28 protein-coding genes are annotated in these 26,256 nt (G+C 73.7%); 17 read left to right on the plus strand and 11 right to left on the minus strand.

From position 1 onward, the window contains the following. Positions 1–66: 66 nt before the first annotated feature. Genes ACH41F_RS18845 through ACH41F_RS18860 form a run of 4 tightly spaced genes read left to right on the plus strand, consistent with a single transcriptional unit; the run spans position 67 to position 3,553 of the window. Positions 67–1,500, plus strand: coding sequence for an MFS transporter (locus ACH41F_RS18845; RefSeq protein ID WP_391234151.1), 1,434 nt, complete (start codon positions 67–69; stop codon positions 1,498–1,500). A gap of 60 nt (positions 1,501–1,560) precedes the next feature. Beyond that, the gene (locus ACH41F_RS18850) at positions 1,561–2,064 is read left to right on the plus strand and encodes a hypothetical protein (protein ID WP_398836634.1); all 504 of its coding nucleotides are present in this window, start codon (positions 1,561–1,563) and stop codon (positions 2,062–2,064) included. A gap of 14 nt (positions 2,065–2,078) precedes the next feature. Further along, positions 2,079–2,717 (plus strand): futalosine hydrolase, encoded by a 639-nt coding sequence (locus ACH41F_RS18855; protein ID WP_391234149.1) that lies wholly within the window; start codon positions 2,079–2,081, stop codon positions 2,715–2,717. Beyond that, positions 2,714–3,553, plus strand: a complete 840-nt coding sequence (locus ACH41F_RS18860) for a 1,4-dihydroxy-6-naphthoate synthase (protein WP_398836636.1) — start codon at positions 2,714–2,716, stop codon at positions 3,551–3,553. The genes ACH41F_RS18855 and ACH41F_RS18860 overlap by 4 nt, the downstream gene beginning before the upstream one ends. A gap of 26 nt (positions 3,554–3,579) precedes the next feature. On the opposite strand, the gene ACH41F_RS18865 is transcribed toward ACH41F_RS18860, so the two are convergent. Then, complete coding sequence (locus tag ACH41F_RS18865) at positions 3,580–3,963, minus strand: cold-shock protein (RefSeq protein ID WP_361518438.1); 384 nt, start codon at positions 3,961–3,963, stop codon at positions 3,580–3,582. A 164-nt stretch (positions 3,964–4,127) separates the two neighbouring features. Between ACH41F_RS18865 and ACH41F_RS18870 the strand changes: the two genes are divergently transcribed. After that, on the plus strand, positions 4,128–4,376 hold the full coding sequence (locus ACH41F_RS18870; RefSeq protein ID WP_391234147.1) for a hypothetical protein: 249 nt from the start codon (positions 4,128–4,130) through the stop codon (positions 4,374–4,376). Here ACH41F_RS18870 and ACH41F_RS18875 read toward each other — a convergent pair. Together ACH41F_RS18875 and ACH41F_RS18880 are read right to left on the minus strand one after the other, a co-directional pair. Beyond that, on the minus strand, positions 4,355–4,990 hold the full coding sequence (locus tag ACH41F_RS18875; RefSeq protein WP_398836638.1) for an HAD family hydrolase: 636 nt from the start codon (positions 4,988–4,990) through the stop codon (positions 4,355–4,357). The genes ACH41F_RS18870 and ACH41F_RS18875 overlap by 22 nt on opposite strands. A gap of 32 nt (positions 4,991–5,022) precedes the next feature. After that, positions 5,023–6,009, minus strand: a complete 987-nt coding sequence (locus tag ACH41F_RS18880; RefSeq protein WP_398836640.1) for a hypothetical protein — start codon at positions 6,007–6,009, stop codon at positions 5,023–5,025. Between the two features lie 198 nt (positions 6,010–6,207). Here ACH41F_RS18880 and ACH41F_RS18885 point away from each other — a divergent pair, with 198 nt between their 5' ends. Further along, positions 6,208–8,745 carry a helicase-associated domain-containing protein gene (locus tag ACH41F_RS18885; RefSeq protein ID WP_391234144.1) on the plus strand — a complete coding sequence of 846 codons (2,538 nt, stop codon included), beginning with the start codon at positions 6,208–6,210 and terminating at the stop codon, positions 8,743–8,745. Between the two features lie 6 nt (positions 8,746–8,751). On the opposite strand, the gene ACH41F_RS18890 is transcribed toward ACH41F_RS18885, so the two are convergent. Further along, positions 8,752–9,309, minus strand: coding sequence for a hypothetical protein (locus ACH41F_RS18890; RefSeq protein ID WP_398836642.1), 558 nt, complete (start codon positions 9,307–9,309; stop codon positions 8,752–8,754). A gap of 140 nt (positions 9,310–9,449) precedes the next feature. On the opposite strand from ACH41F_RS18890, the gene ACH41F_RS18895 reads away from it, so the two are divergent. After that, positions 9,450–11,093: a DNA repair helicase XPB gene (locus tag ACH41F_RS18895; RefSeq protein WP_391234142.1), complete on the plus strand. Its 1,644-nt coding sequence runs from the start codon at positions 9,450–9,452 to the stop codon at positions 11,091–11,093. A gap of 77 nt (positions 11,094–11,170) precedes the next feature. On the opposite strand, the gene ACH41F_RS18900 is transcribed toward ACH41F_RS18895, so the two are convergent. Continuing rightward, positions 11,171–11,353 carry a hypothetical protein gene (locus tag ACH41F_RS18900; RefSeq protein ID WP_398836644.1) on the minus strand — a complete coding sequence of 61 codons (183 nt, stop codon included), beginning with the start codon at positions 11,351–11,353 and terminating at the stop codon, positions 11,171–11,173. 376 nt (positions 11,354–11,729) lie between these two features. Here ACH41F_RS18900 and ACH41F_RS18905 point away from each other — a divergent pair, with 376 nt between their 5' ends. Next, positions 11,730–13,694, plus strand: coding sequence for a HelD family protein (locus tag ACH41F_RS18905; RefSeq protein WP_398836737.1), 1,965 nt, complete (start codon positions 11,730–11,732; stop codon positions 13,692–13,694). 178 nt (positions 13,695–13,872) lie between these two features. Here the strand turns inward: ACH41F_RS18905 and ACH41F_RS18910 are convergent, their stop codons facing one another. Then, positions 13,873–14,565, minus strand: coding sequence for a copper homeostasis protein CutC (locus ACH41F_RS18910; protein WP_391234139.1), 693 nt, complete (start codon positions 14,563–14,565; stop codon positions 13,873–13,875). Between the two features lie 118 nt (positions 14,566–14,683). Between ACH41F_RS18910 and ACH41F_RS18915 the strand changes: the two genes are divergently transcribed. Both ACH41F_RS18915 and ACH41F_RS18920 read left to right on the plus strand, forming a co-directional pair. Then, positions 14,684–15,325 (plus strand): hypothetical protein, encoded by a 642-nt coding sequence (locus tag ACH41F_RS18915; protein WP_391234138.1) that lies wholly within the window; start codon positions 14,684–14,686, stop codon positions 15,323–15,325. Between the two features lie 26 nt (positions 15,326–15,351). After that, complete coding sequence (locus ACH41F_RS18920; protein WP_398836646.1) at positions 15,352–16,419, plus strand: GNAT family N-acetyltransferase; 1,068 nt, start codon at positions 15,352–15,354, stop codon at positions 16,417–16,419. Here ACH41F_RS18920 and ACH41F_RS18925 read toward each other — a convergent pair. Then, positions 16,401–16,679, minus strand: a complete 279-nt coding sequence (locus ACH41F_RS18925; protein WP_391234136.1) for a DUF4031 domain-containing protein — start codon at positions 16,677–16,679, stop codon at positions 16,401–16,403. The genes ACH41F_RS18920 and ACH41F_RS18925 overlap by 19 nt on opposite strands. After that, on the minus strand, positions 16,676–17,071 hold the full coding sequence (locus ACH41F_RS18930; protein WP_391234135.1) for a hypothetical protein: 396 nt from the start codon (positions 17,069–17,071) through the stop codon (positions 16,676–16,678). The genes ACH41F_RS18925 and ACH41F_RS18930 overlap by 4 nt, the downstream gene beginning before the upstream one ends. 55 nt (positions 17,072–17,126) lie before the next feature. On the opposite strand from ACH41F_RS18930, the gene ACH41F_RS18935 reads away from it, so the two are divergent. From ACH41F_RS18935 to ACH41F_RS18945, 3 genes are all read left to right on the plus strand, one after another. Beyond that, positions 17,127–18,062: an SIS domain-containing protein gene (locus ACH41F_RS18935; protein WP_391234134.1), complete on the plus strand. Its 936-nt coding sequence runs from the start codon at positions 17,127–17,129 to the stop codon at positions 18,060–18,062. 150 nt (positions 18,063–18,212) lie between these two features. After that, complete coding sequence (murQ, locus tag ACH41F_RS18940; RefSeq protein WP_391234133.1) at positions 18,213–19,148, plus strand: N-acetylmuramic acid 6-phosphate etherase; 936 nt, start codon at positions 18,213–18,215, stop codon at positions 19,146–19,148. A gap of 17 nt (positions 19,149–19,165) precedes the next feature. Next, positions 19,166–20,527, plus strand: a complete 1,362-nt coding sequence (locus ACH41F_RS18945; RefSeq protein ID WP_398836648.1) for a PTS transporter subunit EIIC — start codon at positions 19,166–19,168, stop codon at positions 20,525–20,527. A 12-nt stretch (positions 20,528–20,539) separates the two neighbouring features. Here ACH41F_RS18945 and ACH41F_RS18950 read toward each other — a convergent pair whose 3' ends face one another. Then, positions 20,540–20,932, minus strand: coding sequence for a hypothetical protein (locus ACH41F_RS18950; RefSeq protein ID WP_391234131.1), 393 nt, complete (start codon positions 20,930–20,932; stop codon positions 20,540–20,542). Between the two features lie 116 nt (positions 20,933–21,048). On the opposite strand from ACH41F_RS18950, the gene ACH41F_RS18955 reads away from it, so the two are divergent. The 4 genes from ACH41F_RS18955 (at position 21,049) to ACH41F_RS18970 (ending at position 23,702) form a co-directional block, all read left to right on the plus strand. After that, positions 21,049–21,888: a Scr1 family TA system antitoxin-like transcriptional regulator gene (locus ACH41F_RS18955; RefSeq protein ID WP_398836650.1), complete on the plus strand. Its 840-nt coding sequence runs from the start codon at positions 21,049–21,051 to the stop codon at positions 21,886–21,888. Continuing rightward, positions 21,872–22,060: a DUF397 domain-containing protein gene (locus tag ACH41F_RS18960; RefSeq protein ID WP_398836652.1), complete on the plus strand. Its 189-nt coding sequence runs from the start codon at positions 21,872–21,874 to the stop codon at positions 22,058–22,060. The genes ACH41F_RS18955 and ACH41F_RS18960 overlap by 17 nt, the downstream gene beginning before the upstream one ends. Before the next feature lie 10 nt (positions 22,061–22,070). After that, positions 22,071–23,042, plus strand: coding sequence for an ankyrin repeat domain-containing protein (locus ACH41F_RS18965; protein WP_391234128.1), 972 nt, complete (start codon positions 22,071–22,073; stop codon positions 23,040–23,042). A gap of 93 nt (positions 23,043–23,135) precedes the next feature. Continuing rightward, a complete protein-coding gene (locus tag ACH41F_RS18970) occupies positions 23,136–23,702 on the plus strand; it encodes a hypothetical protein (RefSeq protein WP_391234127.1) in 567 nt (188 codons plus the stop codon). 54 nt (positions 23,703–23,756) lie between these two features. On the opposite strand, the gene ACH41F_RS18975 is transcribed toward ACH41F_RS18970, so the two are convergent. Together ACH41F_RS18975 and ACH41F_RS18980 are read right to left on the minus strand one after the other, a co-directional pair. After that, a complete protein-coding gene (locus ACH41F_RS18975; protein ID WP_391234126.1) occupies positions 23,757–25,205 on the minus strand; it encodes an MFS transporter in 1,449 nt (482 codons plus the stop codon). A gap of 112 nt (positions 25,206–25,317) precedes the next feature. Then, the gene (locus ACH41F_RS18980; RefSeq protein ID WP_398836654.1) at positions 25,318–26,181 is read right to left on the minus strand and encodes a metallophosphoesterase; all 864 of its coding nucleotides are present in this window, start codon (positions 26,179–26,181) and stop codon (positions 25,318–25,320) included. Between the last annotated feature and the right edge of the window lie 75 nt (positions 26,182–26,256).

Genomic DNA, 26,256 nt, shown 5'->3' on the forward strand with positions numbered 1-26,256 from the left:
CGCGAACGCGCGGCCATACGCGCGGTAACGGCACTACAAACCCCTCAGTCGGGGCACTATGACGTCGTGGCAACCGCGAAGACACCCCAAGGAGCCACCGGGACCGGTGGGGCCAAAGGGCTCAAGGCAAGCAGCCGACGCACCGGCACGGGCCGGGCGCGCGGCTCCTTCCGCTCGGTCGGCCGCGCCCTGCACCTGCCGTTCACCGGCCCCGCCCGCGGCATCCGCAAGGCCACCCACGCGCACGGAGCCGGCGAGTCCGGCCTCGGCAAGCTGATCGAACTGCACGGTGTGAACGGCGCCGGCGATGTGATGATCACGGTCGCCCTCGCCTCCACGGTCTTCTTCTCCGTCCCCACCGACGAGGCACGCGGGCGTGTCGCGCTCTACCTCGCCATCACCATGGCCCCCTTCACCGTGCTCGCCCCGGTGATCGGCCCGCTCCTGGACCGCCTGCCGCACGGTCGCCGGGCCGCCATGGCGGGCGCCATGCTGGCCCGGGCGCTGCTCGCGCTGGTGCTGGCCGGGGCGGTGGCCACCGGCAGCATCGAGATGTACCCGGCGGCCCTGGGCGTCCTGGTCTCCTCCAAGGCGTACGGCGTGGTCAGAAGCGCGGTCGTGCCCCGCCTCCTGCCACCCCGCTTCTCCCTGGTGAAGGCCAATTCCCGGGTCACCCTCGGCGGACTCCTCGCCACCGCGATCGCCGCGCCGATCGCCGCGGGACTCCAGTCACTGGGACCGCGCTGGCCGCTGTACGGCGCCTTCGTCATCTTCCTGGTGGGGATGTTCCTGTCCTTCACGCTGCCGCCGAAGGTCGACTCCGCCAAGGGCGAGGACATCGCGCTGCTCGCCGCGGACAAGGACCACCTGCACGGCCCGCACCGCCACCCGGTCAAACGCCCCGGGCTGCGCACGGTCGGCATCGCCGTCACCCACGCCCTCGGCGCGAACGCCTCCCTGCGCTTCCTGTCCGGGTTCCTGACCTTCTTCCTGGCGTTCCTGCTGCGCGAGCACCCGCTGTCCGGGCAGAGCGCCGCGGTGTCGCTGGGCCTGGTGGTCGTCTCGGCCGGCGTCGGCAACGCCCTGGGCACCGCGGTCGGCGCATGGCTGCGGCAACGCGCGCCCGAGCTGCTCATCGTGACCGTCGTCGCGTTCGTCCTCGGTGTCGCGATCACCGCGGCGATCTTCTTCGGGGCGTTCCTGGTGGCCGTCCTCGCCGCCGTCGCCGGGTTCGCGCAGGCGCTGTCCAAGCTGTCCCTGGACGCGCTGATCCAGCGGGACGTGCCCGAGCAGGTCCGCACGTCGGCGTTCGCCCGCTCCGAGACGCTGCTCCAGGTGTCCTGGGTGTTCGGCGGCGCGGTCGGGATCGTGATGCCGCTGAACGGCTCGCTGGGCCTGTCGGTGGCCGCCGTGGCCGTCGCCGCGGGCTGGCTGACGACGGCCAGGGGACTGCTGAGCTCCGCCCGGCACGGCGGCGGCACCCGCACGCGCGTGGCGTAACGCACGGCACGCCGCACCCCACATGGCGATGCCGGTGAAGGCGCCCGATAGCCTTCGGCCATGACCATGATGCGATCCGTTGTGCGACGCCGCCGCGCCGTCGCCGCCGCCGGCGCCGTTTCCGTCGGACTGCTCGTCCTGTCGGCCTGCGACAAGCCGACCCCACGAGCCACCGTCACGGTCGGCAAGAGCTCGGTGAGCGCCGAGGCCGAGTGCTACGACGGCGGCGACAACCTGGGCCAGGAGAAGGCCAAGAAGTGCGCCCTGAAGAAGGGGTCCGACTCGATCGACGTCCCGCAGAGCGAGACCCTGCGCATCGGCGTCGACCCGGAGATCGCGGACACCGGCTGGGCGCTGTGGATCAACGGTGAGCGAGTCACTCCCGTCTACAAGACGACGTACCGCGCCTTCGACGGGGTCGACCTCTTCGCCGAACAGCAGGGCCAGGCCGCGCCGAAGGAGCTGGAGATCAGCATCGTCGAGCAGGACAAGCCCGGAAGCACGGGCGAGAGCAAGGCGTTCAACGGCGTCTGGAACTTCAAGCTCGTCAACGACGCCGAGTAAGCGTTACGACGTCGATGCGCATCCTCGTGGCCACCGCGGTCCCCGTAGAACGGGATGCGGTGGCCCGCGCTTGTGACGGGACGGCGGTCGACGTCATCGCCGCCGGGGTGGGTCCCGCGCTCGCCGCCGCCGCGACGGCCACCGCCCTGGCCGGCACCCGCTACGGCCTGGTGGTCTCCGCCGGGATCGGCGGCGGCTTCCAGCCCGAGGCCCCCGTCGGCTGCCTCGTGGTCGCCGACGAGATCACCGCGGCCGACCTCGGCGCCGAGACCGCCGAGGGGTTCCTGCCCGTGACCGAGCTGGGCTTCGGGACCGTCACCCACCGTCCGCCCGACACCCTCGTACGGGACGCCGTGGCCGCCACCGGCGCCCGGAGCGGTGCCGTGCTCACCGTCTCCACCGTCACCGGCACCGCCGCCCGCGCCGCCGCGCTCCGCGCCCGCCACCCCACCGCGCTGGCCGAGGCCATGGAGGGCTTCGGGGTCGCCGAGGCCGCCGCGCTGCACGGGGTGCCCGTGCTGGAGGTGCGGGCCGTGTCCAATCCCGTCGGTCCCCGCGACCGTGCCGCCTGGCGCATCCCGGACGCCCTGGCCGCCCTGACCGAGGGCTTCGGGAAGCTCGCGCCCGTACTGGAGAGTTGGAACCAGGCATGAGCCTTCAGATCGCGTACTCCCCCTGCCCGAACGACACCTTCGTCTTCGACGCCCTCGCCCACGGCCGCCTCCCCGACGCGCCCGACCTGGACGTGACGTTCGCGGACATCGACCTCACCAACGGCATGGCCGAACGCGGCGAGCTGGACGTCCTGAAAGTGTCGTACGCCGTGCTGCCCTACGTCCTCGACGAGTACGCCCTGCTGCCCTGCGGGGGCGCGCTGGGCCGGGGCTGCGGGCCGCTGGTGCTGACGCGGGAGGCCGGGGCGGACCTGACGGGCCGTACGGTCGCGGTGCCCTCCGAGCGGTCGACGGCGTATCTGCTGTTCCGGCTCTGGGCGGCCGACACCCTGCCCGGCGGGGTCGGGGAGATCGTCGTCATGCCGTTCCACGAGATCATGCCCGCCGTGCGCGACGGGAAGGTCGACGCCGGACTGGTCATCCACGAGGCCCGCTTCACCTACCACGGCTACGGGCTGCACAAGCTCGCCGACATGGGCGAGCACTGGGAGGCGACGACCGGGCTGCCGATCCCGCTGGGCGCGATCATCGCGAAGCGCTCCCTCGGCGCGCGGACGCTGACGGACCTGGCGGACGCCATCCGCCGCTCGGTGCGCGCCGCCTGGGACGACCCCGAGGTCTCCCGCCCCTACGTCATGGCACACGCCCAGGAGATGGACCCGGCCGTCGCCGACCAGCACATCGGACTGTACGTCAACGAGTTCACCCACGATCTCGGCGTGGACGGCTATGCCGCGGTCCGCGGACTCCTCACCCGTGCGGCGGCCGAGGGGCTGGTGCCGCCCCTCGGCCCGGACGCGCTGGAATTCCCTTAGAAATCAAGGGTTTTTGGACACCGGCTCTAAACGTCGAGCTGGTCGGCGACCGCCCGCAGCAGACCCGCGATCTTCTTTCCGGCGGCCTTGTCGGGGTAACGCCCGCGCTCCAGCATCGGCGTGATGTTCTCGAGAAGGGTCGTCAGATCCTGCACGATCGAGGCCAGCTCGTCCGGCTTCTTGCGGGTGGCGGCCGCCACCGACGGTGTGGGATCGAGGACGACGACCGAAAGCGCCTGGTCACCGCGTTGCCCGGCGACGACGCCGAACTCCACCCGCTGGCCCGGCTTCAGGCTCTCGACTCCGGCGGGGAGGACCGAGGAATGGACGAAGACGTCACCGCCGTCGTCGCGGGAGAGAAAGCCGAAGCCCTTCTCACTGTTGAACCACTTGACCTTGCCGGTAGGCACGTCTGTTCCTCGTCCTCGTACTCGTCGGAAAACTGCTTCTGAAACGGCTCTTGATAGCACTGGGGCGGGTCGTCGGGACCCGCCGGTACCAAGGCTAATGGTCTTGTGGCCGGTGACAAGACGTCGCCCGGTTGTTCCTCCGGGCAGGGAACTACCCTGGTCCGGTGCGTGACAAAACCCAAACGAATTCCGCCGCGGCCGGTGACCGACTGATCCGCGCCGGTGCTGTCGTGTTCTTCGTCGGCGCGGTGGCCACACTGGTCACCGTGGCCCCGCTGCTCCTCGGGACGACGCCCTTTCCGACGTACATGTTCGGGCTGAGCATGCTGATGGGCGTCGGCTTTCTGATGGCCGGCGCGGGCGTGCTGCGGTCGATCGCGGCGGGGCGGCGTCAGGCGCGGGCCGGGCGGTAGCAGCCGGCGAACCAGGCCGGGAACTCGGTCAGGTCGGCGAGGACCACGTCCGCCCCGGCCTCGGCCAGTTCCTGCGCGCTGCACGGGCCGGTGGCCACGGCGACCGAGAGCGCCCCGGCGGTCCGGGCGCCCCGTACGTCGCCGAGGTGGTCGCCGACGTACACGCTCGCCCCGTGCTCGCGCAGCGCCTCGGCCTTCTGCTCGGCCCACAGGTCGCCTATCACCGCGTCCGGGTCGAGCCCGAGGTGCTCCACGTGGAGCTTGGCGTTGGGCGTGTACTTCGCGGTCACGACGATCGCCCGGCCACCGGCGGCCCGCACGGCGGCGACGGCCTCGCGGGCGCCCGCCATCGCGGTCGTCGCCTCGATCGCGATCGACGGGTACAGCGACCGGTAGAGGTCGGCCATGGCGGGGACCTGTTCCGCGGGGAACCAGTTGCCCAACTCGTCGGCCAGCGGCGGTCCGAGCCGGGTCACGGCGAGGTCGGCGTCGACGTACACGCCCGTCCGCGCGGACAGTTCCAGGAAGCAGGCGCGGATACCGGGGCGGGAGTCGACGAGGGTCATGTCGAGGTCGAACCCGACGGTCGGGGCGCAGACGTGTGCAGAGGCCATATGGGCCATTGTGCCCAGTGGGTACGACCGTCCTACCGGCGCCTCTGCGAACGCCACACGAGGAACAGCGCCGAGGCGACGGCCGCGCCCCGGAGCACCCACGGCCAGGTCTCGGCGACCGCGTCGTTCATCTGCCCCTCGGCGATGGGCGCGCCCCAGCGGCCCTCGCCGCGGCCCCACAGCCACACCAGCCCGGCGGTGAGCGCGAGTCCGGGCAGGAACATCACCGCCCACTTGGTCTCCGCGTCGGTCAGCCGCCGCGAGGCGTAGGCGATGAGCCAGCCCAGGAGGAGGGCGACGAGGTTGCCGAGGACCGCCCCGGCGACGAGGAGGCCCGCGGCGATCAGCAGCAGCGGGTTGCTCCACCTCCCCCGGGGCAGGGACAGCCACCGGCGGCGCGCGGCGGGGGCCTCCTCGACCACCGCGGGTTCGAGCACGGCGGCCTTCTCCAGGACCGGCCCGGGCTCCTCCTCCTTCGGCGGCGGGGGCTTGAGCAGCTCCGGGATCTCCACGCCGCCCACGAACCCCGCCGGTACGGCTTCCCCGATCCCGAACGGGGTGGGGTCCGTGCGCCACCAGTCCGGCTGGCGCGAGCGGTCCCCGATCTCCGCCTCTCCGGCGAGGTGCGGGGGCACGGAGGCCTCGTGCACGGGCTCGGCGGGGCGCGGCCTGGGCACGATCCGGCGCAGCCCCTTGGCCCGGCTCTCCCGGCTCTCCCGGCCCTCCCGGTCCGGTTGCGCGGGTACGGCGGTGGGGGGCGGGGCGGGGGCCGGGGTCCGGGGTGCGGCGCCGGTGCCGCCCGCCGCGGTGACGACGTCGTCCGGGCTGCCGAGCCGGGCGATGATCCGGCGCACGGCCGCGGGGCTGTCCACGGGCGTCCTGGCCCGCCGCCGGTCGATCTCGTCGCGCAGCTCGGACACGAGCCGCATCCGGGTGCCGGACGGCAGCTGCCGCTGCTGGGCCACGTCACCGACGCGGCTCAGATACTCGTAGACGACCTGGTCGCTCTCGATACCCACGAAGTCCCTCCGGGGGGCGGCGCGTTGGTTCCCCGGGAACGACCGTATCGCGCGGGGGCCGGCCGACGTAGCCGCACGGGGCGCGTGCCGCGCGACGCGGGGGGCACCCGCTGCGGCCGTGCGCGGGCGGGGCGCCAGGGGTGCGCCGGGCCGTGGACGCGGATCTCGCTGTCGTGCCCACCCGCTACCGTGGGTCGGATGAGCACCCCGGCCACACCGCCCCGCTCCCTCGCAGAGGCTCTGCGCGCAAGGGACGACGCCTCCCTCGGCGCGCTCCTGCGGGCCCGCCCCGATCTCATCACCCCCGTTCCCACCGACCTCACGCAGTTGGCGACCCGGGCGGGGACCCGGGCCTCGGTGGTCAGGGCGCTGGAGCGGCTGGACCGGTTCGCGTTGCAGACCGCGGAGGCGCTGGCGGTGGCCGGGGACCCGGCGTCGTACGGGGAACTGCTCGCGCTGCTGGCGGGGGACGCCGGTGACCCGGTGGTCGCCGGGGCGCTGCCCCGTGCTCTCGGGACCCTGCGGGAGCAGGCGCTGGTGTGGGGCGAGGACGACCGGCTGCGGCTGGTGCGGACCGCGCGGGAGTTGCTGTCGCCCTCGCCGCAGCACCCGTCGCCGACCGGGCTCGGGCCGACGGTGCGGGAGGCCACGGCCGGGATGTCGCCGGGCCGGATCCAGGAGATCGTGACGGCCGCCGGGCTGCCGTCGACGCACGACTCGGTCTCCGCGGTGACGGCGCTCACGGCCCTGTTCACCGACCGCGCGCGGATGGCGGCCCTGCTCGACGGCCTGCCCGAGGACTCCCTGGAGGTGTTGCGGCGACTGGTGTGGGGCCCGCCGTACGGGCAGGTCACCGCCGATCCGGCGGCGCGGCTGCGGCGCCTGCTGGACCTGGGGCTGCTGCTGCCGACGGCGCCGGGGACGGTCGTGCTGCCGCGGGAGGTGGCACTGCACCTGCGGGGCGGTCTGGCGCACCGCGTCACCGAGCCGCTGCCGCCGGCCGTCGAGGCGGCGGCCGCCCACCGGCCGCAGGTGGTGGACGCGACGGCGGCCGGCCAGGCGTACACGGCCCTGGCGACGGTCGAGGAGCTGCTGAAGGACTGGGACGAGGGCGGGCCCGCGGTCCTGCGCGCCGGCGGTCTGAGCGTGCGCGATCTCAAGCGCACCGCGGTCGCCCTCGACGTCTCCGAGCCGATCGCGGCGTTCTGGGTCGAACTCGCCTACGCGGCGGGCCTGATCGCCTCCGACGGCGAGGCCGACGAACGTTACGCGGCGACCCCCGCCTACGACGAATGGCTGGAACGCCCGGCGGCCGAGCGCTGGGCGCACCTGGCCGGGACCTGGCTGACGGCGACCCGGACGGCGGGCCTGATCGGCGGCCGGGACGCGAAGGACCGCACCCTGTCCGCGCTGGGCCCCGGCCTCGACCGCAGCGCGGCTCCGGAGGTGCGCCACCGGGTGCTGACCCTGCTGGCCTCGCTGCCGGAGGGCGCCGCGCCGGCACCGGAGTCGGTGCTGGACCGGTTGCACTGGGAGCGTCCGCTGCGCGGGCAGCAGCGCGACGACGACCTGCGCTCACGGCTCGCGCGGTGGACGCTGAGCGAGGCGGAGCTGCTGGGCGTGACGGGCCGGGGCGCGCTGTCGGGGCAGGGCCGGGCCCTGCTGGGGGCGCCGCCCGCGCAGGCCACGCGGGAGCAGCCGTCCGGGCCCGGCGACAAGCTCCCGGTCCACCACCTCACGCCGCCCGCCCCGGAACCCCTGGCGGGCCCCGAGCAGGCGGTGGCCTGCGCCGCGGCCGCCCGTCTGCTGGCCCCGCTCCTGCCCGAGCCGCTGGACCACGTGCTGCTCCAGGCGGACCTGACCGCCGTGGCGCCGGGTCCGCTGCGCCGCCCCCTGGCGGAGGTGCTGGGGGTGCTGGCGGACGTGGAGTCCAAGGGCGGGGCGACGGTGTACCGCTTCACGCCCGGTTCGGTCCGCCGGGCCCTGGACGCCGGCCGGTCCGCCTCCGACCTGCACGCCTTCCTCGCCGCGCACTCCCGTACGCCGGTGCCGCAGCCGCTGAGCTACCTGATCGACGACGTGGCCCGCAGGCACGGCCACCTGCGGGTGGGAGCGGCTTCCGCGTACGTCCGCTGCGACGACGACTCCCAGCTCAACGAGATCCTCGCCGACAAGCGGGCCGCCGGTCTGGGCCTGCGCCGGCTGGCGCCCACGGTCCTGGCCGCGCAGGCGGACCCGGCCACGCTCCTGGAGGGGCTGCGCCAGATGGGCTTCGCGCCGGCCGCCGAGTCGGCCGAGGGCGACGTCCTTATCGCCCGGGCCCACGCCCACCGCACCCCGCCCCGCACGGCCCCCGCGCCGGTCCCGGACGGCCCCCCGGTCCCGGACACCACCCTGCTGACGGCCGCGGTCCGCGCCATCCGGGCGGGCGACCTGGCCGCCACGGCCCCCCGCAAGGAGAGCCCCGACACCACCGCCCCCGGCGAACTCCCCCGCACCAGCTCCGCCGAGACCCTCGCCACCATGCAGGCCGCCGTCCTCACCGGCGAGGCCCTGTGGATCGGTTACGTCAACGCCGAGGGCACCGCCAGTCAGCGGGTCGTCGCCCCGATCCGGGTGGAGGGCGGCTTCGTGACGGCGTACGACCACACGGCGGACGAGGTGAGGACGTACCCCTTGCACCGCATCACGGGAGTGGCGGAATTGGCGGACCCGGGGGAACCGGCTGACGGCTAGCCCCGGTCAGCACTCCCCGACCGGGGCGTCCGCCGGCAGGCCGAAGTGGGTGCGGGCGGCCGCCTCCAGGGGCCCGGAGGAGAGCGGGGTGTCGGCCTCGGACTCCGCGAGGAACCCGAAGTGCGCCTGCGTCCAGTCCCCGTACCCGGCGCCGTCCGGCGGCTCCTCCCGGGAGTCGACGCGAAAGCCGCCGTCGGCCTCCCGGGTCAGCCGCACCACCTGCGGGTACGAGCCCCCGCCGCACTCCACGAGGGCGTCGTCGTGGACCCCGTACTCCATGCACAGGGTGTTGACGCCTGCCCGTATCCGTCCCTCGCGCTCGTCCAGCTCCAGCGGCTCCGCGCGGCAGAACCAGCGCGCGTGGATCTCCGGCACCGCCTCGCCGTACCCGCTCCCCCGGGAGTCCGCCGCGAGCCGTGCCTCGATCACCGGCCGCACCTCGCCCCACAGCCGGCCGTCCACCCCGGCCGGTCCCATCACCCAGGCGCCCGTCACCACCAGCACGCCCACCGCGCCCCCGCCGGTCACCCAGCCGCGCACCGACAGCCCCGCCACAGCGCCCACCGCCCTCCCCGCGTCGCGCCCGTACGGCGCTCGCCAGGTCAGACGGCCGAGGGGGGACCAGGGTTGCCCACGACGGGGCCACCGCTTCGGCGCGCGGTACGGCACACTGGAGGTTTGGCCGTAGAAAGGGTGTGCCGCGCGTGAACGGACCGCTGATCGTCCAGTCGGACAAGACTCTGCTCCTGGAGGTCGACCACGAGCAGGCCGACGAGTGCCGTCGGGCCATCGCGCCGTTCGCGGAGCTGGAGCGGGCGCCGGAGCACATCCACACCTACCGGGTGACCCCGCTGGGGCTGTGGAACGCCCGCGCGGCCGGGCATGACGCCGAGCAGGTGGTCGACGCGCTGGTGCAGTACAGCCGGTACCCGGTGCCGCACGCGCTGCTCGTGGACGTCGCCGAGACGATGGACCGGTACGGGCGGCTGACGCTGAGCAAGCACCCCGCGCACGGGCTGGTGCTCACCACCACCGACCGGCCGGTGCTGGAGGAGATCCTGCGCTCGAAGCGGATCATCCCGCTGGTCGGCGCCCGCCTCGACCCCGACACCGTGGTCGTGCACCCCTCCGAGCGGGGGCAGATCAAGCAGACCCTGCTGAAGCTGGGCTGGCCGGCCGAGGACCTCGCGGGGTACGTCGACGGCGAGGCGCACCCGATCGAGCTGGCCGAGGACGGGTGGGCGCTCAGGCCGTACCAGAAGCAGGCGGTGGAGAACTTCTGGCACGGCGGCAGCGGGGTCGTCGTGCTGCCCTGCGGTGCCGGCAAGACCCTCGTCGGCGCCGGTTCCATGGCGCAGGCCAAGGCGACCACCCTGATCCTCGTCACCAACACCGTCTCGGCCCGGCAGTGGAAGCACGAGCTGGTGAAGCGGACCTCGCTGACCGAGGAGGAGATCGGCGAGTACAGCGGGACCCGCAAGGAGATCCGGCCCGTCACCATCGCCACCTACCAGGTGCTCACCACCCGGCGGAAGGGCGTCTATCCGCATCTGGAGCTCTTCGACTCCCGGGACTGGGGCCTGATCGTCTACGACGAGGTGCATCTGCTCCCGGCCCCCGTGTTCAAGTTCACGGCCGACCTCCAGGCCCGGCGGCGCCTCGGCCTCACGGCCACGTTGGTGCGCGAGGACGGGCGGGAGTCCGACGTCTTCTCCCTCATCGGACCGAAGCGGTTCGACGCGCCCTGGAAGGAGATCGAGGCGCAGGGGTACATCGCGCCCGCCGACTGTGTCGAGGTCCGCGTCAACCTCACGGACTCCGAGCGGCTCGCCTACGCCACGGCCGAGCAGGAGGAGAAGTACCGCTTCTGTGCGACGACCGCGACCAAGCGGAAGGTCACGGAGGCGCTGGTCAAGCGGTTCGCGGGGCAGCAGATCCTGGTGATCGGGCAGTACATCGACCAGCTCGACGAGCTCGGTGAGCATCTGAACGCGCCCGTGATCAAGGGCGAGACGTCCAACGCGCAGCGCGAGAAGCTCTTCGGCGCCTTCCGGGAGGGCGAGATCAGCGTGCTGGTGGTGTCGAAGGTGGCGAACTTCTCCATCGACCTGCCCGAGGCGACGGTCGCCATCCAGGTCTCGGGCACCTTCGGATCGCGCCAGGAGGAGGCGCAACGGCTCGGCCGGGTCCTGCGCCCGAAGGCGGACGGCCACCAGGCGCACTTCTACTCGGTGGTGGCCCGAGACACCCTCGACCAGGACTTCGCCGCGCATCGCCAGCGGTTCCTGGCCGAACAGGGGTACGCGTACCGGATCGTGGACGCGGACGAGTTGCTGTCGGAGGGGTGAGGGGCGGGGGCCGCCGGGGGGGTGTGGGCCGGGGGCCCGGGGGGGGGTGGGCCAGGGGCCCGCAGGGTGTGGGCCGGTTACTTGCGGTGGACGCCCGCTTCCTCGCCGTACTCGCCGAGTATGACGACGCCGAAGGCGGCGCTCGCGAAGACGCGGATCGCTCGGAAGGCGTTGCCGAGGCGGTGGGTGGCGTGGTCGCCGGACAGGGGGGTCGCTCCGGACGGGCGACCGGGGGCTGGGGTGAAGGTCGCTGCACTCATGTCTCCATGGTGGCGCGCGAGGCAGGACGAGGGCATCGGCCGCAGGTCCCCTTCCGCCCTGCTACCTGGGTACACCCGGAGGGTCGCGCCTCCCCCACCCGGCGCAGGGGTGACCCCCTAGGGGATCCGGCGGGCGGCGCCTGCCGGTCCGTGGGAAATGCGTTGGCCCCGGCCCCTCCGGCTCGCCTAGAATCCCCGCTCTTGCCCGCCTCCTCCTCGGAGCGCCGCCGGCCGGACGGAAACCGGTCGGCATCTCGCAGCAGCAGCCGCTCACGCCCGCAGCACCTTCGGAGGCACCCCCTTGTCCACGCCCGTCGACGACCCGCTCGGCCGCGAACGCTCCCACCTCGCCGCGTCCCGCGCCGCCCTGCGTGCCATGCGTGAGGACGTCGAGTCCCTGGACATCAGCGACGTGACCGCGAACTGGGTCAACGCCGAGGTCCTCGCCCGCCAGATCGACGAGCGCATCAAGGCGCTCGCCGACCTCAGCGACACCCCGCTCTTCTTCGGCCGCCTCGACTACCTGCACGCCCCCGGCGCGGACCGGGCCGAGGGCGCCGAGGGCGAGCGCTTCTACATCGGACGCCGGCACGTCCACGACCACGACGGCGACCCGATGGTCATCGACTGGCGCGCGCCGGTCTCGCAGCCGTTCTACCGGGCGTCCAAGAAGGACCCGATGGACGTCGCCCTCAGACGCCGCTTCGGCTACACCGGGGGTGAGCTGACCGCGTACGAGGACGAGCACCTCTCCGACCCCGACGAGGTCGCCACCACCAGCAAGCTCCTCCAGCAGGAGATCGAGCGGCCGCGCGTCGGCCCGATGCGGGACATCGTCGCGACCATCCAGCCCGAGCAGGACGAGATCGTACGGTCCGGGCTCGGCGGGACGGTCTGTGTGCAGGGCGGTCCGGGGACCGGGAAGACCGCGGTCGGCCTGCACCGGGTCGCCTATCTCCTCTACGCCCACCGGGAGCGGCTCGCCCGCACGGGGACCCTCGTCATCGGTCCGAACCGGTCCTTCCTGCACTACATCGAGCAAGTCCTCCCGGCGCTGGGCGAGTTGGCGGTCAAGCAGGCCACCGTGGACGACCTGGTCGCCGGTGGCGCGGAGGTGCGGGGCGCCGACGACGCGGCGGCGGCGGTCATCAAGGGCGACGCCCGGATGGCGGAGGTGGTCCGGCGGGCCGTCTACGCGCACGTGAGCATGCCGACCGAGCCGGTCGTGGTCGTGCGCGGCTCGCGGCGCTGGCGGGTCCCGGCGTACGAACTGGAGGCCATCGTCGGTGAGTTGCTCGACCGTGACATCCGCTACGGGGCCGCCCGCGAGGCCCTCCCGCAGCGCATCGCGCACGCCGTGCTGGTGCAGATGGAGCGCTCGGGGGAGGCTCCGGACGACCGGGTGCAGGACGCGGTGGCCCGCAACAGCGCGGTGAAGGCGGCCGTGAAGGCGATCTGGCCGCCGGTCGACCCGGCCAGGCTGGTGCTGAGGCTGCTGACGGACGCGGACTTCCTCGCCGTGCACGCGGACGGGGTCCTCGACGAGGACGAGCAGCGGACGATCCTGCGGGCGAAGCCCGTCCGGAGCGTGAAGTCGGCCAAGTGGTCAACGGCGGACGCGGTGTTGATCGACGAGGCGAGGGACGTGATCGAGCGCACGCACTCCCTGGGCCATGTGGTGCTCGACGAGGCGCAGGATCTGTCCCCCATGCAGTACCGCGCGGTGGGGCGCCGCTGCACGACCGGTTCGGCGACCGTCCTCGGCGACCTCGCGCAGGGCACCACACCGTGGGCGACGCGGAGTTGGGCCGAGGCGCTGGCCCACCTCGGCAAGTCGGACGGCGTGATCGAGGAGCTGACGGCCGGTTTCCGCGTCCCCACGGACGTCATCGCCTACGCCTCCCGGCTGCTGCCGCACATCGCGCCGGGGCTCACCCCGGTCGCCTCGGTCCGGGAGAACCCGGGGTTCTTCGACCTCCGCGAGATCGGCGACACGGCCGAAGTGATCGCCGCGTGCGAGGAGTTGCTGGGCAACGAGGGGTCGACCGGGCTGATCGCGGCGGACGCGCGGGTGCCGGAGCTGGCCGCGGCGCTGACGTCGGCGGGGATCGGGTATCTGGCACCTGGCGAGGAGACCACCGCCGAGACGCGGCTGACGCTGGTACCGGCGTCGCTGGCCAAGGGCCTGGAGTACGACTACGTGGTGCTGGACGAGCCGTCGGCGGTGGTGGCCGGCGAACCGGACGAACGGACGGGCTTGCGACGCCTGTACGTGGCCCTGACCCGAGCGGTGTCGGGCCTGATCGTCACCCACACGGCACCCCTGCCAACGCAACTCTGACCGCACCCGGGCCCGGGACCGACCCCGGGTCCGGGGCCGGGGCCATACCCGGGTCCGGGGCCACACACGGGACCGGCCCCCCGGAGAACCCCGACCACACGACAACGCGCCCCGCACCCGCAGGGACCCCGCCTCCCGGCACCCGGACAACCCCGCCCCCGCCCATGGCGACCCCCGCTCACCCCGCGTCAAGAGCGCGGCGCCACTGCTCCACCGCGCGCGCCGACACCGGGGACTCCCAGCCTCCCGGTCGTGCCGCGCCGCCGATGTGGAAGGCGTCGATGCCCGCGGCCCGCAGCCGCGGTACGTGGTCCAGGCGCAGGCCGCCGCCCACCAGGATCTGCTGCTCGTACCCGGGCTCCCCGGTCCTCGCCGCCTCCGCGAGGAGGGTCGGCAGGCCCGCGTCCACGCCCGTCGGCGATCCGGCCGTCAGGTAGGTGTCCAGGCCGGGCAGGCCGTCGAGCTGCTTGCGCAGGGCGTCCCGGTCGGCGGCGTGGTCGACCGCGCGGTGAAAGGTCCACCGGCAGCTGTCCAGCGCGGCCACGACCCGCTCCACCGCGCGCACGTCCACGCCGCCCTGCGCGTCGAGGAAGCCGAGCACGAACTCCTGCGCCCCGGCCCGGCGCAGCTCGCGCGCGACCCGGACCACCCGTGAGACGTCCCCCGCGTCGAACCCGTCCGCCGGCCGGAGCATCACCCGCAGCGAGATGTCCACGGCGGCGCGGATCCCGGCGAAGGTCTCCACGGGCGGGGTCAGGCCGTCGGCCGCCATGTCGGTGACCAGCTCCAGCCGGTCCGCGCCGCCGCTCTGGGCCGCGAGCGCGTCCTCGACGTCGAGGGCGATCACCTCCAGGACTGCACGCTTGCTCATGGGACCCCATTCGTCGGCGAGGGACGGCTCGGACAACGACCACTACAGGTCTAGTCCAATCCAAGACTACGCCCACCTCCGCCCGCGATCACCGCGCAGGGCGCGGGACAATCGGGGCATGGCTGATCTCGACGCCCTGCGCGCCCGCTTCCGCCGGACCCTGGAAGGAGCCCGGGGACCCGAAGGACCCGACCCCGACCCCTATGCCGACAACCTGCTCGGCCGCTGGCAGGAGCCGCAGCGCCGCTACCACACGCTCACGCACCTGACCGCGGTCCTCGACCACGTCGACGCGCTGGAGGAGCACGCGGACGACCCGGACGTGGTCCGGCTGGCGGCCTGGTTCCACGACGCGGTGTACCTGCCCGACCGGTCGGAGAACGAGGAACGCTCCGCCCGTCTCGCCGAGCGCGCCCTCCCCGAGGCCGGCCTGTCGGCGGCCAGGACCGCCGAGGTGGCCCGGCTGGTGCGCCTCACCGTCACCCACGACCCCGCCGACGACGACCGCGACGGCCAGGTGCTGTGCGACGCCGACCTCGCGATCCTCGCCGCGCCGCCCGCCGCGTACGCCGCGTACACCGCCGCCGTCCGCGAGGAGTACGGCTTCGTGCCCAGCGAGGCCTTCCGGGAGGGCCGGGCGGCGGTGCTGCGCGGGTTGCTGGAGCTGCCGCGGCTGTTCAGGACGCCGTACGGGCGGGCGGAGTGGGAGGCCACGGCCCGTTACAACCTCGCCGGGGAGCTGGAAATGCTGTCGCCCTGAGAGGGCGGGCGGCCTAGCCTGCCCGCATGGCAGACATAGGTGCGGAACGGGTGACAGAGGCCGTCGCGAGCGCGGTGGCGCTCCTGCGGACGGCGGTGGACCGGGACTGGGAGGCGGTGCGGGCCGGCCGGCTGGAGTGGAGCTGCCGGCAGACGGCGACGCACATCGCGGAGGATCTCATCGCGTACGCGGGGCAGTTGGCGGGCCGGGCGCAGGACGCGTACGTGCCCTTCGAGATCACCCTGGAGGAGGGCACCGACAACGCCGGGATCATCCAGGTCGTCGAGACCACCGGCGTGCTGCTCTCGACCACCGTCCGCGCCACCCCGCGCGCTGTCCGCGCCTTCCACCCCTACCCCTTCCGCAGCGCCGGCCGCGAGGGCTTCGCCGCGATGGGCGTCGCCGAGGTGCTGCTGCACGCGCACGACATCGCCGAGGGTCTGGGCCTGCCGTACGAGCCACCCGCGCACCTCGCCGAGTACGTGCTGACCGGGATCTTCCCGCACGTCCAGCCGGGCCCCGACCACTGGCGCACCCTGCTGTGGGCCACCGGCCGCGGGGAGCTGCCCGGCCGTACCCCGCTCACCGGGTGGCGCTGGAACAACAACCTGGTCCTGGACACCGAGCGGCTCACCCTGGAGGGCGTCTCGCCCGCGGCCGCCGCCGACCTGGCCGCGGGCGGCTCGGGCGGTTTCGACTGGGTGGTGGGCGGGCCGTACCAGGGCACGCGGGACGCGTCCGGGATGGTGCTGAAGGCGTACGAGGCGGGCGTGCACCGGCCGGAGTTCGGCCTGTTCGTCCTCGTCCGCCGGGAGGACGACCTCGCGGTCGGCGGCGTGGGCTTCCACGGCGCGCCCGACGAGGAGGGCCGGGTGGAGATTGGCTACGACCTCGTGGAGGGCGTGCGCGGCCGGGGTTACGCCACCGAGGCGCTGCGCGGGCTGGCGGACTGGGCGCTGGAGCGGGACGACGTGCGCACCCTGTTCGCGACGATCGACCGGGCGAACATCCCCTCCCAAGGGGTGGTCTCCCGGGCCGGGTTCACCCGGGCGAGCGAGGACGCGGAGGTGCTCGCCTACGAACTCGGGCGCTGAGTCCGCCCCTTGGGCACCCGCAGTCCCGACTCCGTCAGCAGCCGCACCACGTCGCGGCTGCTGACCTCCACCGCGCCGGCGGCCACCACGTCGGCGTACCGGTGCGAGGGGATGTCGTAGTGGTCCCGCTCGAAGGCGCGCCGGGGCACGCCCAACCGCTCGGCGAACGCGTGCAGTTCGTCGTAGGAGAGGTCGCTGACGAGGTGGGACCACATGCGACCGTGGCCCGGCCAGGCGGGCGGGTCTATGTAGACGGTCACGAGGAGGCCGTCCCGCCGATCGCGGGGCCCAGCGCCCCGACGGCGGCGACCTTCACCCCGGCCTTGTGGCACACCCAGTGCGGGTCCGGCCCGAGCTCCGGCTCGACCTCCAGGGCGTGCGGATCACCCGCCCCGCACACCGGGCACAGCGGCCAGCGCCCGTACCGCTCCAGGAGCGCGTCCTGCACGTCCTGGGCGACCAGCCCGGCCACGAACTCCGTGCCGTCCGGCCACTGCTCCACCCACCAGCGGCGCTGGACGACGGCGTCCTCGACGAGGGAGACCACGTCCGCCTCGGCGACCTGGCCCGCGACGAGGTCGGCGAGCACGAGGGCGCGTGCCGCGTGCAACGCCTGCTCCAGGGGGCTGATGGGGAGGCCGGAGGGATCCATGCACCCATTGTGCGCACTCTTGACCACAGGACCGAGCCGAAAATATCTTTCATGGGTGACCCAGGAAGTGAAGGAAATTTTCGGCAGCCGCTCGCACGGCGCGGGAGGGGGCGCCCCGCCGGCGCCCGCCGCCCTCGCGGCCAAGGTGCGCACCCTGGCACCCTCGATGACCCGCTCCATGCAGCGCGTCGCCGAGGCCGTCGCCGCTGACCCGGCGGGCTGCGCGGCCCTCACGGTCACCGGCCTCGCCGAACTCACCGGCACCAGCGAGGCCACGGTCGTGCGCACCGCCCGCCTCCTCGGCTACCCCGGCTACCGCGACCTGCGCCTCGCCCTCGCCGGCCTCGCCGCACAGCAGCAGTCCGGGCGGGCGCCCGCGATCACGACCGACATCGCGGTCGACGACCCGATAGCGGACGTGGTCGCGAAACTCGCCTACGACGAGCAGCAGACCCTCGCCGACACCGCGGCCGGACTGGACACCGTGCAGTTGGCCGCGGCGGTGACGGCGGCGGCGACCGCCCGCCGGATCGACGTCTACGGCGTCGGCGCCTCGGGCCTGGTGGCCCAGGACCTCACCCAGAAGCTGCTGCGCATAGGCCTGATAGCGCACGCCCATCACGACCCCCACCTCGCCGTGACCAACGCGGTGCAGCTGCGCGCGGGCGACGTGGCCATCGCGATCACGCACTCGGGCGCCACGGGCGACGTCATCGAGCCGCTGCGGGCGGCCTTCGAGCACGGGGCGACGACGGTGGCGATCACCGGCCGCCCCGACAGCCCGGTCACGCAGTACGCCGACCACGTCCTGACGACGTCCACGGCCCGGGAGAGCGAACTGCGGCCCGCGGCCATGTCGTCGCGCACGAGCCAGCTGCTGGTGGTGGACTGTCTGTTCGTGGGGGTGGCGCAACGCACCTACGAGACCGCGGCCCCCGCGCTCGCCGCGTCCTACGAGGCGTTGGCACACCGGCACCGCGGCCGCACCTGAGCCGCGCCCGCGCCCTCGGTCCGCCACTGAAGGAGCCCCCTGGAATAGCCCCCTCGAAGAGCCCCCTCCAAGAGCCCCCTCGAAGAGCGACCTTGAAGAGCCACCGCAGAGTGCCACCTCACAAAGAGCCGCCTGAAAGAGCCACCCCCCATGACTTCCACCTCCGAGCCCCGGGATCTGCGCGCCGAGCTGGCGACCCTGACCACCGAGGCCTTCCGTCCCGAGCTGGCCGAGATCGACCGGCTGCCCGTGCTCGACATCGCGCGGCTGATGAACGCGGAGGACGCGACCGTCGCCGCAGCCGTCGCCGCCGGGCTGCCCGCGATCGCCGCCGCCATCGAGGACATCGCCGACCGGATGAGCCGCGGCGGACGTCTGGTCTACGCCGGTGCCGGTACCGCGGGGCGCCTCGGCGTGCTGGACGCCTCCGAGTGCCCGCCGACCTTCAACACCGACCCCGCGCAGGTCGTCGGCCTGATCGCGGGCGGCCCCGCCGCCATGGTCACCTCGGTGGAGGGCGCCGAGGACTCCCGGGAGCTGGCCGAGGCGGACCTGGACGCGCTCGGTCTGCGGGCGTCCGACACGGTGGTCGGCGTCTCCGCCTCCGGCCGCACCCCGTACGCGATCGGCGCCGTCGAACACGCCCGCGCCCGGGGCGCGCTGACGGTCGGGCTGTCCTGCAACGCGCACAGCGCGCTCGCGGCGGCCGCCGACCACGGCATCGAGATCGTCGTGGGCCCGGAGCTGCTCACCGGCTCCACGCGTCTGAAGGCGGGCACGGCCCAGAAGCTGGTCCTCAACATGCTGTCGACGATCACGATGATCCGCCTGGGCAAGACGTACGGGAACCTGATGGTCGACGTCCGCGCCTCCAACGAGAAGCTGCGCGCCCGCTCCCACCGGATCGTCGCGCTCGCCACCGGCGCGGCCGACGAGGAGATCGAGCGGGCCCTGGCCGCCACCGACGGGGAGGTGAAGAACGCCATCCTGGTGCTCCTCGCCGACGTGGACGGCCCGACCGCCACCCGCCTTCTGGAGGACTCCGGCGGCCATCTGCGCGCCGCGCTGGCGGCGGCGGGCGGCTGACCCGCACGCTCGGGGGCGTGCCTACCTCGACCGATCTCGCCGCCGCCCTCCTCCCCCTCGTCGGCGGCCCCGCGAACGTCACCTCCGTCGCCCACTGCATGACCCGGCTGCGCCTCGGCCTGGTGGACCGCTCGCTGGTGGACGGGGAGGCGCTGCGGGCGCTGCCGGGGGTGCTGGGCGTGGTCGAGGACGACACGTACCAGATCGTGCTCGGCCCGGGCGCGGTGGCGCGGGTGACGGCCGACTTCGAGGCGCGCCTGCGCAAGGAGGCGCAGGGGGCCCGCAACGCGACCCCGGTGAAGCTGGCGCTGCGCCGCGTGGCGAACGTCTTCGTGCCGCTGATCCCCGCCCTGATCGGCTGCGGCATCCTGGCCGGTCTCAACGGCCTGCTCCTGAACCTGGGCCTGCTCCCCTCGCTGACCCCCGCCCTGGGCGCGATCGCCACCGCCTTCATGGCCCTGATCGCGGTCTTCGTCGGCCACAACACGGCGAAGGAGTTCGGCGGCACCCCGGTGCTCGGCGGCGCGGTCGCGGCCATCGTGGTCCACCCCGGCGTGGCGAAGGTGACGGCGTTCGGGGTGACGCTGGCGCCGGGGCAGGGCGGGGTGCTGGGCGCGCTGGCGGCGGCGCTGCTGGGGACGTACGTGGAGAGGTGGTGCCGCAAGCGGCTGCCGGGGACGCTGGACGTGCTGCTCACCCCGACCCTGACCCTCCTCGTCTCCGGTCTGGCGACGCTCTACGTCCTCATGGCCACGGCCGGCGCGGTCTCCTCCGCGATCGGCACGGCGGCGGACTGGCTGCTGACGACCACCGGCGCCCTCGCGGGCCTGGTCCTGGGCGGCCTGTTCCTGCCCCTGGTGATGCTGGGACTGCACCAGGCCCTGATCCCCGTCCACACCACCCTCATCGAACAGCAGGGCTCCACGGTCCTCCTGCCCCTGCTGGCCATGGCGGGCGCGGGCCAGGTCGGCGCCTGCCTCGCGGTCTACGTCCGGCTGCGCCACGACGAGCCGTTGCGCACGACGATCAGGTCGGCCCTCCCGGCAGGGCTGCTGGGCGTGGGCGAGCCGCTGATCTACGGGGTCTCGCTCCCGCTGGGACGGCCGTTCCTGACCGCCTGCGTGGGCGGCGCGGCCGGGGGCGCCTTCGTCGGGCTGTTCGCGATGCTCGGGCAGCGGGTGGGGGCCACGGCGATCGGACCGTCGGGGTGGGCGCTGTTCCCGCTGCTGGCGGGGGACGGCGGGCTGGGCGCGGCGGTGGCGGTCTACGGGGGCGGGCTGCTGACGGGGTACGCGGTCGGGTTCGGGGCGACGTACGCGTTCGGGCTGCCCCGAGGCTCAGCGGCCTCGCAGCCGCCGCGCCCCGGACGCCCCACCTGACCCACAGCGGCCTCAACAGGGCATCCGGCCCTCCCTGTTGAGCCCCCGCACCCGCGCCCGCAGCACCTCCTCGTCCGACGCGGCCCCCACCGCCCCGGGCGGACAGTCCCACTCCCGGCCGCCCCCGACGGGCCGCAACTGCACCGCGCCGCCGACATGCCCCATGACCTCGCCGACCCGCCCGTCCCGCTCGTCGAGCGCGTACGTCCCGACCGCCGGCTCCTCGCCCCGCAGCACCGAGGCCAGCCGCTCGGCCGTACGGACGTTGCAGCGGCCGAGGTCGACGAGTGCGAAGGGTTCACCGGTGGCGGCGGACACGGCGTCCACGCGGAGCGAGGGAAGGACGACTCCGGCACCCACGAGCGCCTCCCGCAGGGACGCCACGACTTCTTCGGTCGACCGCACACTTGCCTCCGTATGCACGCAGAGTTCACCGTTCGCGACACAGAGTGGCGAACCCGGCCCTAACCTGGCCATACAGGGATTCCCAACAACTACTGGTGCTGGGCCGGGGGTTGCACATGGCAGGACCGAAGGACCTCGATCCGTCGTCGTCACCGAGGGCGTTGCTGGGAGCGGAGCTACGGCACGCGCGGGAGAAGGCGGGACTGAGCCAGGACGAGCTGGGGCGGCGGCTGTTCGTGAGCGGGACGTTCATCGGGCAGCTGGAGGCGGGGACGCGCAGAATGCAGCCGGACTGCGCGCGGATGCTGGACGAGGTACTGGGCACCGAGGGGTTCTTCCAGCGGAACTGCGTCGCGGCGGCGAAGTCCAAGTACCCGGAGCACTTCGCGGAGGCAGCGGAGGCGGAGGCACAGGCCACGGTGATCCGCGAGTACGCGCCGCTCCTGATCCCCGGGCTGCTCCAGACACCCGCGTACGCACGGGCGGTGAACCAGGCCTACGACCCCACAGCGCCGCAGGAGACCATCGACGAGTGGGTGGACGGCCGACTGGAGCGGATCAGGCTGCTCGACCACCCAACAAAGCCGTTGTTGTGGACGGTGCTTGACGAGGCTGCGTTACGTCGGCAGACCGGCGGCCCCGCGGTGATGGCAGAGGCCCTGCGCCACATCGCTGACCTCACCCGCCGGAACCGGGTCCTCGTGCAGGTCCTGCCGTTCGACGCGGGAGCGCACTCGGCGATGCAAGGGGCCCTGAAACTGATGGAGTTCGAGGATGCCCCTCCGCTCGTCTACCGCGAAGGGGTGCGCATTGGTCGGGTCGAGGACGACCCGGCGACGGTCGCCCAACTGAGGTTCACGTTCGATCTCCTTGTCGCCTCCGCCCGCCCACGTCAGGAGTCCCTGGCCCTGCTGGAGACGATGGCGCAGGATTACCTCCATGAGGAACATCCCTGAGATCTGGCGCAAGTCGAGCTACAGCGGCGGCGGTGGCGACAACTGCCTCGAAGTCGCCGACGGCCACCCCACCACCGTCCCCGTCCGGGACTCCAAGAACCCCCGCGGCCCGAAGCTCGTGTTTGGGGCGGCGAGTTGGGCCGCCTTCGTCGAGGCGGTGAAGACCCCGTAGGGGGCGCGTGATGGCGGGTCGGGGCGAGGGCTGGGCCGGCATGGACTACCGGGGCTGGCAGGACCACGAGGACGTGCGGCGGCGGCTCGACGCGGGTGCCGATCCCGAGGCGTGGGGCGCGGGCGGCTCGCGGCCGCTGCACCGGGCGGCGGTGTTCGGCTCCCCGGAGGTCGTCGCGGAACTGGCCCGGCGGGTGGCGGACGTCGACGCCCTGGAGAACGGCACGACGGCGCTGTGGGAGGCGCTCACCTACGGCCGCGCGGAGAACGCGCGCGCGTTGGCCGAGGCGGGGGCCGACCCCTGGCGGCCCGGGTTCGGCGGTTGGTCGGCGGGCCGCCTGAGCCTGGCCGGCCCCACCCCGGACCTGTTCCGCCCGCTGCCCGAGGGGGTGCCGGACCTGACCGAGGCGGAGCGGGCGGTCGCGCGGGAGGGCCGGCGGCTGCGCGCGGCGGTGGGCGCGCCGGACCACGACGGCTTCGGGCTGGCCTGCGTGGCCGGGATCGACGCCGCGGAGGCGATCCGCCGCCTGGAGGCGACACCGGCGGACGGCGAGGTGATCGCCGAGCTGCTGGAGGAGCCGTACGCCCTCGACACGGAAGAGACCCTGCGGCTCGTCGGCGTGACGACGGTGCCGGGCGGCTGCGTCGTCAGCCAGCCGTGGGGGTACGCCCCGAACCAGCCGGGTATCCAGAAGCCCCTGTCGGTGGGCACCGTCTGCTACGGCCTGTACGCCAACCCCAAGAGCGGCAACCAGGGCAGCATCTACCGCGACGGCACCGGAGAGGCCTGGGACCTGCATCCGGGCGGCGGTCCCGACGAGGGCCAGAGCCCGCGAGAGGTCCTGTTCTCCTACGTCCACCATGGCAACGCGGTCACCCATGCCCTGGCCTTCGCCGGTCTGCGCCCCACGGACGCCAGAGGGGTCACCGGCGTGCCGGACACCTGGGTGGAGTTGCCGGAACGCGACTACTGGGCGCCGTGACGGCGTGGGCCGTTGTCGGTGCCCAAGCGTCAGCGCCCGGGCGAGCGCCGGGCCGGTTACCGAAAACCCCGAGGACTGCGCAGACTGATAGCCATGAACCACGCCCAGCTCACCGCCCTGGGCCGCGCCCTCCGCCTCCTCGGCGAGCACGGCGAGGCCCTCACCTCCGACACCCCGGACGCCAAGCTGCACGAGGTCAAGGCCGACATCAGGCGTGCCCTGGAGCTGCTGGACGACAGTGTCACCGCCGCCGCCCCCAGCACCCGGTGCGCCGAGCACCCGAACGGTCCGGTCGACGAGAACGCCCCCGACCTGTGCCTGCTGTGCGAGACCCGGCGCCGCGCCGCCCGCCGCGCCGAGATCAACGGCCCGGCGGCGCAGGCCGGTTCCGTCACCGCCCCCTCCCGGTACGGGGTCCGCGAGGACCGGCCCCGGCCGCAGCAGCGGTGGCTCCCGGAGATGTGGAACGGGCAGGAGTGGCAGCTGTGCGGCACGCCGAGGCGGGACCGGCGGGAGGCCGAGATCTACCTCGCCGCCCAGCGCCGCGGCCCGCGCGCCGCGATGGCGTACCGGCTGGTGCACGAGTTCACCGACTACGAGGTGCTGCGGGTGTGGGGCACGCCGGTGAAGGTGGACATCGAGCCGCTGGGCAACCTGTAGCGCGAGGGCCCGCCGCGATCGCCGCACCGGGCCCGACCGACCGCGATGCGGGTGCTACGGCTTCGCCGCGAGTTCTTCGGCCGCCTCCACCGGTGCCGCCTCCCCCGCGACCGGCTGCCGCGGGATGAACGAGGCCACCGCGAAGGCCAGCAGCGCCGCGCCGGCGCCCACCGCGAGGACCGCCTTGAAGCCGTTCTCCGAGGGCAGCGCGTAGCCGCCGAGGTCGGTCGTCATCTGGGCGAGGACCACCCCGGCGACGGCGCTCGCGGACGACGTGCCGATGGACCGCATCAGGGTGTTGAGGCTGTTCGCCGCGGCCGTCTCGCTCGCCGGGACCGCGCCCATGATGAGGGCGGGCATCGAACCGTAGGTGAAGCCGATCCCGGCGCCGATGACGCAGGCGGTGAGGACGAAGTGCCACACCTCGGTCATCAGGACGATGTTGAGGCCGTAGCCCGCCGCGACGATCAGCGCGCCGATCATCAGGGTCGTCCTGGGGCCGCGCGCCTTCGACACGGCCGCCGAGATCGGCGCCGTCACCATCATCACCAGGCCGGACGGGGCCATGACCAGACCCGCGACGAGCATCGACCTCCCCAGGCCGTAGCCGGTCTGCGCGGGGAGCTGGAGGAGCTGCGGCAGGACCAGGGACATGGCGAACATCGCGAAGCCGACGGCGATCGAGGCGAGGTTGGTGACCAGGACCTGTCGGCGGGCGGTGGTGCGCAGGTCCACCAGCGGCTGCTCGGTGCGCAGCTCGAACCAGCCCCAGGCAAGCAGGACCACGACCGCCGCGACGAACAGGCCGAGCGTCGTGCCGCTGGTCCAGCCCCAGTCGGCGCCCTTGGAGATGCCGAGCAGCAGGCAGATCAGTCCGGCCGCCATGCCGACGCCGCCGACCAGGTCGAAGCGGCCACCGGTACGGACCCGGGACTCCGGGACGAACAGGGCCACCAGCGCGACGGCGACCACGCCCAGCGCCGCCGAGGTCCAGAACAGGACGTGCCAGCTGAAGTTGTCGGCGATGAGGGCGGCGGCCGGCAGACCCAGGGCGCCGCCGATGCCGAGGGAGGCGCTCATCAGGGCGGTGGACCCGGCGAGGCGTTCCGCGGGCAGTTCGTCCCGCATGATGCTGATGCCGAGCGGGATCACACCGGAGGCCAGCCCCTGGAGCACCCGGCCGATGATCATCGGCGCGAGCGAGTCGCTGAGCGCGCACACCACCGAGCCCGCGACCAGCATCACGCCGCTGACCAGCAGCATCCGGCGTTTGCCGAACATGTCGCCGAGCCGGCCCGTCACCGGTGTCGCCACGGCGGCGGCGAGCAGCGTGGCGGTCACCGCCCAGGCGGTGTCGGAGGCGGGCGCGTCCAGCAGCCTCGGCAGCTCCGGGACGATCGGGATCACCAGGGTCTGCATCAGCGAGACCACGATTCCGGCGAAGGCCAGCACCGCGACCACGGCGTTCGGTCGTGGTGGTGCGACGGCGGGGACGGCGGACATGAGGGGGCCTCCATCGGCGTAGTGATTGACCGAGGCAACAGTAAATCAGTTGCTTGACTTACTCAAGAGTTCTGGGTCGGCCGCCGGCCCCGCGCCGGACGGAAGAAGGCCGTCAGTCGCCGTACCGCTCGACGAGGGAGCGCACCGTGTCCTCGTCCAGCTCGTAGACCGTCTCGTGGGCCCGGGGGTCACGGGCGTGGAAGGTGTGGAACAGCGGACTGACCGGGCCGCCGAGGACGACCAGGGACGCCGAGGCCCCGCGCACCGCGCGTTCCGTCCCGGGGGCCGTGGTCAGGTCGATGCGGTTGACCACGCCGGGTGTCACCCACACCGGGACCGACTCCAGCAGGCCGCAGAGCTGGAGGTGGAAGTGGCCGGTGAGCACGACCCGGACGTCGGTGCCGCGGATCACGGCGGCCAGGTCGACGGGGTCGCGCAGCCCGAAGAGCTGCTGGAGGGGGTTGTCCAGCGCGAAGGGCGGGTGGTGGAAGGCGAGGACGGTGCCGTGCGGCGCCGGGGTCGCCAGGACCTCGCGGAGCCAGTCCAGCTGGACGGCGCTCAGCTGCCCGTGCACCTGCCCCGGCACGAGCGAGTCCAACGTGACGAACCGCCACCCCGCCACGGTGCTCACCGCGGCCCGCTCCCCCGCCGCCGACTCCAGCACCCGGCCGGGCGCCGGATGCCCGCTGCCCAGCACCTCGGCGAACGCCGCACGCTCGTCGTGGTTGCCGGTCGTGTAGAAGACGGGCACGTCCCCCTTGCCCCGGGCGAACTCCCCGACCAGCTCCCGTACGGCCCGGTACGCCTCCACGGTCCCGTCGTCGGCGAGGTCCCCGGTGACGACGACGGCGTCGACGCCTTGCACATGCCGGAGTTCGGCGAGCATGAGGCGCAGCGAGTCGTGGGCGTTGACGCCGTGCCGGTTGGGGGCGTCGGCGCGTGCGAGGTGGGTGTCGGAGAGATGAAGGATTCTCATCTTGCGCAAGCTAGCGCGAGTTGCCGTGCGTTCTCAGGTGTTTTCAGCCTGTCCGGCGGGTGCGGACGAGGTGCT

The organism is Streptomyces sp. NPDC020489 (assembly GCF_044386545.1).
Classification (GTDB): Bacteria; Actinomycetota; Actinomycetes; order Streptomycetales; family Streptomycetaceae; genus Streptomyces.